The sequence below is a fragment of the Paenibacillus sp. S02 genome (assembly GCF_019454065.1).
Lineage (GTDB): Bacteria > Bacillota > Bacilli > Paenibacillales > Paenibacillaceae > Paenibacillus > Paenibacillus polymyxa_B.
The window spans coordinates 2,584,495-2,597,857 of the sequence record NZ_CP073682.1; the positions used below are offsets into that span (position 1 = coordinate 2,584,495).

Consider the following 13,363-nt stretch of genomic DNA (forward strand, 5'->3'; position numbering starts at 1 on the left):
ATGACACAGCAAGATGTTCAATTGTTTTCGCTAAGCCAGCCACAGCAACGGATTTGGTATACGGAGCTTCTGTATCCTAATCGGAACACATCAACAATTATTGCAACAGTAAAAATCAGGGGAACTGTTCGTATAGATGCCTTGCAACAAGCAATGAACCGGGTGATTGCCCAGAATGATTCTTTCCGTATCAAGATCACTGCTCAGGATGGGATTCCATATCAATATGTAGAGCCGTTTACGGCGGAAAGTATAGAAACGCTCCAAGTTACCCCGGAAGAAGCAAAGGAATGGCTAAAGTGCTATAATCCACAGCCATTCTCATTGTTGGATTCGCAGTTGTACCGATTTGTTATCTTGCAGCTCGGAGCAGAAGAAACCTGGTTTAATTTTAAAATGCATCATATTATTTCAGACGGTGTGTCCATGAATCAGGCCATTAATGAAATCACCGGACATTATATGGATATTGTGCATGGTACAGGTCAAGATGCACCGACCAAAGGCAATCCCTATCTGGATTTTATCCAGGTAGAGCAAAGCTATGAGCAATCAGACCGTTATCAAAAGGACAAAACGTACTGGACAGAAAAGTTTGCCGATTTGCCAGAGACTACAGGTTTGAAATCATATAACCCACTGACACTGAGCACAGCTGCACGCCGGGAGAGCTTTATACTGGAACATGAGTTGTATCGTGGTGTTACGTCTTTTTGCGAGGAACATAAAATTAGTATTTTTACGTTCTTCCTGGCAGCTCTGTATATTTATTTGCATAAAGTGACGGGAGAGCAGGACTTAACCGTGGGGACACTCTATGCCAACCGTACGTCTAAGAAGGAAAAGGATACCATCGGTATGTTTGTCAGCACCGTGGCTACGCGTCTGTTGGTCGAACCAGAATCCGAACTGCTGACCTTCCTGCAGGGTGTAGGGAAGGAGCAGGCGTCCATTTTGCGCCATCAGCGTTACCCATACAACAAAATTATTCAGGATTTGCGTGAACAGCAAAGCAGTCTGGACATTCAGCGTCTGTTTGGTGCTTCTATTCAGTACCGTACATTGAGTTTCTCCCGGTTTGATGAAGCCATTCAACAGGTAGATAACGATTTCTGCGGAGATACGGTGAACGACTTCGATATTCACATGGTTGAAATGCTGGATGACGATAGACTCGTGCTGTACCTAGATTATCGTACCGAGCTGTTTAGTGAACAGGAAATTGCTCGAATTATTCGACAATTTTTGAGTGTGGCGGAGCATATGGTGCAGGGCCCACACAAGCGGATACAGGAATTGTCGCTAATCGGTGAGGAAGAACGGGCGCAAATCGTCGACGTATTCAATGCTACTGGGGTGGAATATCCACACGAAGCAGGCATTCATGAGTTGTTTGAGGAACAGGCTGAACGTACACCGAATCAGACAGCAGTTGTGTTCGGAAATGCCCGTTTAACTTATGGCGAACTGAATGTAAAAGCAAATCGACTGGCTCACACGTTGCGCGGACACGGTGTTACCGCCGAGCAAACTGTAGGTATCGTTGCTGAGCGTTCCACGGATATGATTGTCGGCATGTTGGCGATTCTCAAAGCGGGCGGCGCATATGTGCCGATTGACCCTGATTATCCGGCTGAACGTGTACGTTACCTGCTGGAAGATTCGGGGGCGAAGTTGCTGCTGGTGCAGCATGCAGAACAGAAACTGGAGGAATACACCGGAATCGTACTGGGTCTGAGCGATGCTAAGGTGTACGGGGCAGAGGATGACCAAGGCTTGAATACCGTACATTGGGAGCAAAACGAGGCTTATCATGCGGATTATACCAATTATACTTATCTGAAAAATGAGATTTTAAATGAATCATCCTCGTCTGTCATAGACAGCACTGCTGGAGAACAAGAACGTAAATTTGGAAACCGACTAGCTTATTTGATGTACACTTCGGGCACGACCGGACAGCCCAAAGGGGTTATGGTAGAACATCGCAATGTCGTGCGTTTGGTGAAAAGTACAAACTATGCGCAATTAGATGCTGATACACGCATTTTGCAAACTGGCGCCGTTGTCTTTGACGCGTCCACCTTCGAAATTTGGGGTGCGCTATTGAATGGTGGACAGCTCGTGCTGGTAAGTCAGGATGTCATTTTGGACGCTCCAAAGCTCAAGGAAGCCGTGCGCAACCATGGTATCACGACAATGTGGCTGACTGCGCCGCTCTTTAACCAGCTATCTCAGCAGGACTTGGAGCTGTTCGAGGGGGTACAAGAACTGCTGGTCGGTGGTGATGTGCTGTCCGTACCGCACATTAACCGGGTGCTGGAGGCTCATCCGTCCCTGCGGATCATTAACGGCTATGGGCCGACAGAAAATACAACTTTTTCTACAACTCATGCGATTGCCAGCGTGCAATTGGAAGCGGTGCCGATTGGGCGTCCGATTCACAACTCCACAGCGTATGTCGTAGACCGTTCCATGCAGCTTCAGCCTGTCGGGGCATGGGGGGAGTTGATCGTCGGCGGCGACGGGGTGGCACGTGGCTACCGGAACCGTCCGGATTTAACGGCTGAAAAGTTTGTAGACAGCCCGTTCCGCAGCGGAGAGCGCTGCTACCGCACAGGCGATTTGGTGCGCTGGAATGAGGACGGGACGTTGGAATACAAAGGACGGATTGACGCACAGGTGAAAATCCGGGGCTACCGGATTGAGTTGGGCGAGGTGGAAGCACAGCTGCTGAAGCTGGAGGCGGTGCAAGAAGCCGTCGTCATTGCACGTGAGGATGAGCAGGGGCAAAAGCAGCTCTGTGCATATGTAGTCACCCTTGCGGATATCGCGGCTAGCGAGCTGCGAAGCGCCTTGAGCCAAGAATTGCCGGGTTACATGGTACCGTCATATTTTGTGCAGCTGGAGCAATTGCCGTTGACACCAAATGGCAAAGTGGATCGTCGGGCATTGCCGCAACCAGAAGGAAGCGTGGATTCCGGTGAGGATTACGTAGCGGCACGTAATGAGGTAGAACGTACGCTAGTGTCCGTGTGGCAATCTGTACTTGGTATTGAGCATATTGGTGTGCTGGATAACTTTTTCCATCTGGGGGGCGACTCGATTAAGGCCATCCAGGTGTCTTCAAGACTGCTGCAAAATGGTTACAAACTGGAAATGAGAGAGTTGTTCCAGTATCCGACGATTGCTGAGCTGAATGGACGAGTGCAGCGGGTGAGCCGTGTTTCCGATCAAGGAGAAGTCAGTGGAAACGTGGCATTGACACCGATTCAACACTGGTTCATTGAACAGCAGCCATCCAATCCCGAACACTATAACCAGGCGCTGATGCTGCATCGTGAGGATCGATTGGATGAAACGGCGCTTCGTCAGGCACTGCAACGCATTGTCGAGCACCATGATGCTTTGCGCATCGTATTCCGCCAAAATGCGGACGGTGGGTATGAAGCATGGAACCGTGGCGTGCAAGAAGGAGAATTGTACAGCCTCGAAGTGGTTGATTTTACAAATGAGTCTGACTTTGCTCATTTGCTGGAGAACAAAGCCAGCGAAATTCAAAGCAGTATCCGTCTAGATGAAGGCCCTTTGGTGAAGCTGGGTCTGTTCCATTGCACCGATGGAGACCATTTGTTGGTAGCGATCCACCATTTTGTGGTCGACGGCGTGTCTTGGCGTATTTTGCTAGAGGATTTGGCATCCGGTTATGAGCAGGCTTTACAGGGCGAGTCTGTCCGTTTACCCAACAAAACGGATTCCTTCCGTCTGTGGGCAGATCAGCTATCCGCTTATGCGAACAGTGGAGCGTTGGAGAATGAGCGTGCGTATTGGGAGCAGATTGAGCAAGCAGGGAAGAGTCAGGCATCCTTGCCTAAAGATTACACTCGTAAATCTCAGGCTAAGCCACAGCTTCGCGATGATCGGACTTTGACAGTAGCGTGGACGGTAGAAGAAACGGAACAATTCTTGAAACAAGCTCATCGCGCCTACAATACGGAAGCAAACGACCTGTTGCTGACAGCTCTGGGCACTGCAATTCAGGAGTGGGCAGGCATCCGTGAGGTGCTTGTAAATCTGGAGGGGCACGGACGGGAAGCTATTTTGCCGGATGTGGATATTACGCGGACGATCGGTTGGTTTACCAGCCAATTCCCGGTTGTACTCGATATGGGCGAGGAACAGAATGTGGGACGGCGTGTCAAGAACGTCAAAGAAGGACTGCGCCGTTTGCCGCATAAAGGGATTGGATACGGGATTTTGAGATATCTTGCTGACAGGGAAGGGGAAGCACCTTTTATCAGCGAGCCGGAAATCAGCTTTAACTATCTCGGACAATTCGATCAGGATTTAAAGAATAATGCCTTTCGCATGTCTCCGTATTCCATCGGAGCTTCCATTAGTGACACGTTAACCAAGCGGTATGCTCTGGATATCAACGGCATGATCACGGACGGTGCACTGGAGTTGACGATCAGCTACAGCAACAAAACGTTCATGAAAAAGTCAATCAAAAAGCTGGCTGATCTGCTTCAGGAGAGCTTGCGTCAGGTATTGGCTCACTGTGTGGAAAAAGAGTTGCCAGAGCTGACGCCAAGCGACTTGTCCTTCCAAGGACTGACAGCTGGAGAGCTGGATCATATTGTAGAGCAGACGGCTGCTGTGGGAGAGCTGGAAAACATTTATTCGTTAACACCCATGCAAAAAGGCATCCTGTTCCACGGCTTAATGGAGCCGAAATCCGGGGCGTACTTTGAGCAGGTGACATTTGATCTGCAAGGCAGCTTTCAAGTGGAGGCTTTTGCCGAAAGCTTAAATCAACTGGTGGATCGCCATCAAATATTCAGAACGAATTTTTATAGCGGCTGGAATGAGCAGCCTTTACAGGTGGTGTACCGCCACAAACATGCCGGGTTCCGTTTTGAAGATGTGCGTTCAATGGGACAAGGAGAGCAGGACGCATACATTGCTGATTTTGCTGAGCGTGACAAAGTCGAAGGCTTTAATTTCAGCTCAGGCGAGCTGATGCGGGTGTCTGTTTTGCGTACAGGCGAGGAATCGTACCGTTTTGTATGGAGCTTCCACCATATTTTGATGGACGGCTGGTGCTTGTTCCTGGTTGTGGGGGAAGCATTTAATACGTACTTTGCCATCCTCGAAGACCGCAAGCCGGAGCTTGTCCCGATAACGCCATACAGCGAATATATTGAATGGCTGGAGCGACAGGACAACGCGGAGGCTGAACGGTTCTGGAGTGATTACTTTGCTGATTTCGAGCAGCAGACGGTATTGCCGCAGGCAAAACAGCTGGACGGTCACGCTAAAGAATATGAAGTGGACAAGCTTTCGTTTACACTGGGCCGCGAAGTGACGGAACGAATGAACAAGCTGGTTAAGCAAAAGCAAGTGACGGTCAACACCCTTCTGCAAGCAGCATGGGGCGTTGTGCTGCAACGGTATAACAACAGTCGGGATGTTGTATTTGGCAGTGTCGTATCCGGCAGATCAGCGGATATTCCGGGCATCGATAAAATGATTGGTTTGTTCATTAATACGGTTCCTGTACGGATTCACAGTGAGAAAGATATTACGTTTGCTGCGTTAATGAAGCAGATACAAGAGCAGGCACTGGCTTCCCGTGCTTATGAAACCTATCCGTTGTATGAAATTCAGGCCCTGACAGAGCAAAAACAGGACCTGGTGAACCATATTATGGTGTTTGAAAACTACCCAGTGGAACAGCGTATGGAGCAAATGGGTAGCCGTGGTGAGAATGGTTTTACGATTGCAAATGCTTCCGTATCGGAGCAAACGAACTATGATTTCAACATTACGGTTGTGCCGGGTGATGAAATTCATGTCCATTTGGAGTACAACGCGCGAGTATTGGAACGCACAGCTGTAGAGCAAATCCGCGAGCATTTGCTGCATATTATTGAAGAAGCGATTAACAGACCAGATGCGCTGGTAGATGAGCTTGAGTTGGTGACTGCTTCGGAAAAAGCAAAAATCATCGACGGTTTTGGATCAGTGGGCGTATCTGCATGGAGTGATGAAACGCAATCAGAAGGGTTGTTCCACGCCTATGTGGAAGAACAAGCGCAACTTGTGCCGGATCACGTGGCAGTTGTATACGAGGAGCGGCAGCTTACGTATCGCGAGCTGAACGAGCGTGGGAACCAGCTTGCTCGTAGATTGCGGAATGAAGGCATTGGGCGTGAATCCATTGTTGGTATTTTGAGCGAGCGATCGGTGGACATGCTGGTCGGCGTATTGGCGGTATGGAAAGCCGGAGGTGCATATGTACCTTTAGATGCGGATTATCCGTCTGACCGTATCCGCTTTATGCTGGAGGACAGCGGTGCGACAGTGCTGCTTACGCAAACAGGTTTGCAGGAGCGTGCCCAAGCATGGCTGAATGAAAGCCGAGGGGCTTTGGCCGAAGGAAAGGCTGAGGGTGAGCTGGAAACGGCGGTTAGCATTGAAACGATGGAAAGAGACAGCCTTAATGAGGGATTAAGCTTGAAATCAGATTCGGAGTCTGATAGCGAAGCAGCATCCGAATCCGCAGTGAACTTGCGTCTACACACCGTACTGGCGCTGGACGATGAGTCGTTGTACACCGGGGATGCCACGGATGTGGAGCACATCAACGAACCGCAGGATCTGGCGTACGTGATCTACACGTCCGGTACAACGGGACGTCCAAAAGGGGTCATGATTGAGCATCACAGTCTGGTAAACACAGCCGCGGCCTACCGCCGAGATTATCGTCTGAACCAGTTCCCGGTACGGTTGCTGCAACTGGCGAGCTTCTCCTTCGACGTGTTCGTCGGCGATATTGCGCGGGCGCTCTATAACGGTGGCACGATGGTTATCTGCCCGAAAGATGATCGCATTGACCCAAGCCGTCTATACGGCTGGATTCACGATTATCAGATTACGGTGTTCGAATCAACCCCGGCCTTGATTGTACCGTTTATGCAGCATGTGCATGAACAGGGGCTGGACATGAGCAGTCTGGAATTGCTGATCACCAGCTCGGATAGCTGCAGTGTGACGGATTACCGCGTGTTGCAAGAACGATTTGGCGCAGATATTCGCATTATGAACAGTTACGGCGTCACGGAAGCGGCGATCGACTCCAGCTTCTACGACGAAGAACTGTCGAAGCTGCCGGACAGCGGCAGTGTACCGATTGGTCAGGCGTGGCTGAACGCACGCTTCTACATCGTGGACAGCCAGCTGAATCCGGTGCCGATCGGTGTGCTGGGCGAGCTGTGCATTGGCGGAGCCGGGGTAGCACGGGGATACCTGAACCGTGCGGACCTGACGGCCGAGAAGTTCGTAGCGAACCCGTATGTAGCCGGTGAACGATTGTATCGCACAGGTGACCTCGCGCGGTGGATGCCAGACGGCAATGTGGACTTTATCGGCCGGATGGATTATCAAGTGAAAATTCGGGGCTACCGGATCGAGCTGGGCGAGATTGAAACGGCAATCCAGCGGGTGCCGGGTGTGCGTCAAGCGGTAGTCATCGACCGGACGGACGAGCGTGGACACAAGTACTTGTGCGGGTACATTACAGGAGAAATCGAGCTGCGGATCGAGGAGGTACAGGCCGAGCTGGAAGCAGGACTGCCAGCACATATGGTACCTGCACGTTTGATGCGTCTGGGGACCTTGCCACTGACCCACAATGGAAAAATCGACCGCAAGGCCTTGCCGGAACCGGAAGGAAGCATCCATACCGGGGCAGCCTATGTGGCTCCACGTACTACGGTAGAACAGGTTTTAGCTTCAGTGTGGGCCGGGGTGCTGGGTGCCGAAACGGTAGGCACGCAGGATAACTTCTTTGAACTGGGCGGCGATTCGATCAAAGCGCTGCAAGTATCATCCCGATTGCTGCAAGCAGGGTATCGACTGGACATGAAGGATTTGTTTAGCAATCCGACGGTAGCGTCACTCAGTCCTTTGCTTCGCACAGATGGCAAGATTGCCAGCCAGGAAGAGGCAGTAGGTAAGGTAGATCTGACACCCATTCAACGGTGGTTCTTCGAGCAGCAGCCGGTTGATCTGCACCACAGCAACCAGGCGATGATGCTGTATCGAGCTGGGCGCTTTGATGTCGACGCGCTGCGCCGTACGATGGAACGTATTGTCCAGCATCATGACGCATTGCGCACTGTATTCCGTGAGACGGAGCAAGGCTATGCCGCTTGGAACCGCAGTGTGAAGGAAGGCGAGCTATACACGCTGGACATCGTAGATTTTAGCAGAATTGAAGACGAATCCACCGCTGTAGAAGCCAAGGCGAGTGAAATTCAAGCGAGCATTCACTTGAGCGAGGGTCCACTTGTGAAGCTCGGTCTGTTCCATTGCGCTGAGGGCGATCATTTGTTAATCGTCATTCATCATTTGGTCGTGGACGGTGTATCGTGGCGTATTTTGCTGGAGGATTTGGCATCGGGTTATGAGCAGGCCGTTACAGGTAAAACGGGTAAAGCTATTCGACTGCCGCATAAAACAGATTCATTCCAGGTATGGGCTAAACAGCTGTCAGCCTACGCGAATAGTGCGACGATAGAGCGGGAGCTCGCATACTGGCAGCATATCGAACAAGCAGAAGCCAGCCTAGCGAAGCCTTTGCCGAAGGATTTTGCGAATGACAATGCACTGCTTGGCGACAGTGAGGTTGTGACGGTCCGCTGGACGAAGCAGGAAACCGAGCAGCTGCTCAAACAAGCTCATCGCGCATACAACACGGAAATGAATGATCTGTTGCTGGCTGCGCTCGGAAAAGCCGTCTATGACTGGTCTGGTTCCGAACGAGTGCTGGTCAACCTCGAAGGCCATGGACGGGAAGCCATTGTACCGGATGTGGATATTACGCGGACGGTCGGCTGGTTTACGAGCCAGTTCCCGGTTGTTCTGGATGGAAGTCTGGGACAAGGAGGAAATACCGCTCGTCTGATCAAACGGGTCAAGGAAGGGCTGCGTCATATTCCGCAGAAAGGCATCGGCTATGGTATTTTACGATACCTGTCGGATACAAATGTTCTGGAGAAAGCAGACGTGCAGTTAAAGGCGCAGCCTGAGATCAGTTTTAACTATCTGGGTCAATTCGATCAGGATTATAAAGGCAACGATCTGGATCCTTCCTCCTATTCCATCGGTGTGCCTGTTAGCACGAACGCGTCTATGGATTTTGCATTGGATATTAACGGAGTAATCGAGGACGGCGAGCTGGTTTTCACTATTCGCTACGGCACCACACAATTCCGTCATGAAACGATTGCACGGCTTGGAGAGCTGCTAGCATCCGGCTTGCGTGAGGTGATTCATCATTGTGTCGCCCAAGAGAGAACAGTGTTGACCCCAAGTGATGTCCTGTTAAACCATGTAACGCTAGACGAGCTGGAGCAATTGGTGGAAGATACGCGAGATCTGGGCGAGCTGGAAAATGTGTATGCCTTGACACCGATGCAAAAGGGCATGCTTTTCTACAGTTTAATGGATGAGAATTCGGCAGCTTATTTTGAGCAGGCCACCTTTGAGTTGCACGGACGGTTTGATGTGGTTGCTTTCGGCCAAAGCTTTGATCTGCTCGTACAGCGTCATGAGGCGTTACGGACGAACTTTATCAGTTCATGGAAGGATGAGCCTGTGCAGGTTGTCTTCCGTGACCGCAGCGGAGAATTGTATTACGAGGATTTGCGCGAACTGGAAAAGGAGAAACGTGAAGCTCATGTTGAGGCATTTATCCTTGCGGATAAAGCCAAAGGATTCCGCCTGTCAGAGGATGCACTCATTCGTGTCTCCATTCTGCAAACTGGGGATGAAACGTACCACTTTGTTTGGAGCTTCCATCACATTTTGATGGATGGCTGGTGCTTGTCTTTTATGACACAGGAGGTATTCGGCAGCTATCTAGCAATTCGTGCGGGTCAGGAGCCAGTACTGGAGCCTGTTACGCCGTTCAGTCGTTTTATTGAATGGTTGGAGCGTCAGGATCGTGAGGCGGCTTTGCAGTACTGGAGCAGGTATCTGGCTGATTATGAGCAGCAAATTACGCTTCCACAGCAAAAAACACAGCCTAAATCCATACAAGCCGGGGAATATGTCGCTGAAGATATGGAATGTGACTTCCAGCCAGAGCTGGTGGCTCAGATCGAACGGGTGGCGAAGCAAAATCAGGTGACGGTCAATACGCTGATTCAGACAGTATGGGGCGTTTTGTTGCAAAAATATAATAACAGTTCGGATGTCGTGTTCGGCAGCGTTGTGTCCGGTCGTCCAGGGGATATTCCAGGTGTGGAGCACATGATCGGGCTATTTATTAATACGATTCCAGTGCGCGTGCAGTCAGAAGAGGGCGAAGCCTTTAACGAGCTGATGAAACGAACACAGCAGCAAGCACTGGCTTCCAACGCTTATGATGCGTTCCCGCTGTATGAAATTCAAGCACTCACCGAGCAGAAGCAGGATTTAATCAATCATATTATGATATTTGAAAATTATCCGGTGGAGCAACAGGTAGAGCAGCTGGGAGGTAAAGGACAGGAACCATTCACGATTTCGAATGTGGTGGCTACAGAGCAAACCAACTACGATCTGAACGTAGCTGTTATGCCGGGAGAAGGTATTAAGATTCGGTTTATGTATAATACGCTCTGCTTTGATCGGAAAGGCATTGAGCGTCTGTATGGACATTTTATCCGTCTCTTGGAGCAAATTTCGCTCAACCCAAATGTTCGGGTTGAAGAGTTGGAATTGGTCACAGCAGCGGAAAAGCAACAGATTACAGCGGCATTTAATGACACTGCTTGTGCATTTCCGTCCAAACAGACGATCCATCAGCTGTTCGAGGATCAGGTGGAGTGTACGCCAGACCAAGTGGCATTGGTGTTTGGAAATCAGAGTCTGAGTTATCGGGAGCTGAATGAACGGGCCAATTCATTGGCCCGAATGCTTCAAGCCCAGGGAGTAGGACCTGACAAACTGGTGGGTCTGATGGTGCAGCGCTCAGTGGAAATGATCGTAGGTCTGCTGGCCGTTCTAAAAGCAGGTGGTGCTTATGTGCCGATCGATCCCGAATTTCCGTCATCTCGTATTGAATACATGCTGGAAGACAGCGAGGCCGCAGTGCTTCTGACCAGTCGTGAGCTGGCAGAAGAGCACCACGGCCATGCTAATACCATGTTTCTTGAGGAAGCAGCATTGTATCAGGGAGAAAGCAGCAACCTGGAGACGATTGCCCACCCAGAGCATTTGGCTTACGTCATCTATACCTCGGGTTCGACTGGAAATCCGAAAGGAGTTATGCTCCAGCATCGCTCGGTACTCAACTTTATTACCGGGATGCGCGAAGCCATTGACTTTGAAGCGAGCCAAACCATTTTGTCACTCACGACCATTTCATTTGATATTTTCGTCTTGGAAACCATCTTGCCCCTGCTGGGTGGAATGTCTGTTGTGCTTGGCGACCGCCAGCATCAGGTGAACCCGCAGGCGCTTGGTGAGTTGATTACTCAACATTCTATTGAGATGTTGCAAATGACCCCATCCCGGCTGCAAATGCTGCTGGGTCATGAAGCAGGTTCCCGCGCGCTGCGAAACGTGAAGGTCATTATGGTCGGGGGTGAAGCCCTTCCGTCCAAGCTGCTCGCAGCATTGCAAGATATAAACGGTCCCCGCATTTATAACATGTACGGACCTACAGAAACGACAGTGTGGTCGGCCGTACAGGAACTGACCCATGCTCAAGACATTAATATCGGACGTCCTATCGCGAATACCCAAATCTATATCATGAATGCGAGTGGAGAATTGCAGCCAGTTGGTGTGCCAGGCGAGTTATGTATTGCAGGGGAAGGATTAGCCCGTGGGTATTGGAAACGCGAAGAACTGACGGTCGAGAAATTTGTAAATAATCCATTTGCTGGTGGCAAGGTAGGCCATGAGCGGATGTACCATACAGGCGATTTGGCGAGATGGACGCCGGACGGCAACATTGAATATTTGGGGCGGATGGACCATCAGGTAAAAATCCGGGGCTACCGGATCGAACTGGGCGAGATCGAATCGCAGCTGTTGCAGGTGGAGTCGGTACAAGAAGCGGTCATCATGGCCCGTGGGGACGAAACGGGCCAAACACAGCTAGTGGCGTACTACGTCGCGAGTCAAGAGCTTGGAGCCGGTGAACTGAGACATGAGCTGGGGCGGGAGTTGCCAAGCTATATGATACCGTCGTATTTCATTCAGTTGGAGCAGATGCCGCTGACACCAAACGGTAAAATCGATCGCAAGTCCCTGCCAGCACCGGAAGGCAGCCTGCAAAGCGGAGCGGATTATGTAGAGCCGCGCACTGCACCGGAACGGGCACTCGTAGCGGTCTGGCAATCCGTCCTAGGCGTGCCAATCGTCGGAATGTTGGACAATTTCTTTGATCTGGGCGGCGATTCGATCAAGGCGATTCAAATCGTGTCCCGTGCGTTCCAGGCAGGCTACAAGCTGGACATGAAGGATTTGTTCCGCTATCCCATCGTCGCAACCCTGGCACCGCATATGCACGAGGTCAGTCGTATGGCAGATCAGGGAGAAGTGAGCGGAGAAACGACGTTGCTTCCGATCCAGCACGGGTTCTTTGCGCAGGAGCAAGTGGATGCGCCTCACTTTAATCAGGCCGTTATGCTGCACCGGGAGCAGGGGTTTGACGAGTCTGCTCTGCGTCAGGCGCTTGGCAAATTAACAGAGCATCATGATGCTCTGCGGATGGTGTTCAGCAAGACCGAGCAAGGCTATAAGGCATGGAATCGCGGAATACAGGAAGGCGAGCTGTATCACCTGGATGTGTTGGACTTTAGGAATTTGACGGATGAAGCCATGCTCAGCGCGGCAATTGAGGCGAAAGCCAGTGAAATTCAAAGCAGTATCCAACTGCATGAAGGGCCGCTGCTTAAAGCGGGGTTGTTCCACTGTGCCGATGGGGATCATCTGCTGATGGTGATTCACCATTTGGTGGTGGACGGGGTATCCTGGCGTATTTTGTTTGAGGATTTGGCTACTGCCTATGAACAGGCCGTTCATCAGGAAGTGCTTCAGCTGCCGGACAAAACGGATTCCTTCCGTTCCTGGTCTGGGCGACTTTCCGCGTATGCGAATAGCACAGCCATGGAAAGTGAACACGCCTATTGGGAGCAACTGAACGCAGCCGCTTGGGCTGACCAAGTACGTTTGCCTGAGGACCAAGTGCAGGCTGAGCCATTTACCCTAGCTGACACGGATACAGTGGTTGTCCAGCTTACGGAAGAAGAGACCGAACTGCTGTTGAAGCAAGCACACCGCGCATATAACACGGAAGTGA

At 50.9% G+C, this 13,363-nt stretch carries 1 protein-coding gene (cut by a window edge); it reads left to right on the top strand.

Going from position 1 to position 13,363, the window contains the following annotated elements; translation table 11 throughout:
- Window positions 1-13,363, top strand: the start of a protein-coding gene (locus KAI36_RS11565; RefSeq protein ID WP_220027793.1) for a non-ribosomal peptide synthase/polyketide synthase. It continues 28,907 nt past the right edge of the window; 13,363 of the gene's 42,270 nt are visible here — the first part of the coding sequence; its start codon is at window positions 1-3; its stop codon lies off the right edge, out of view.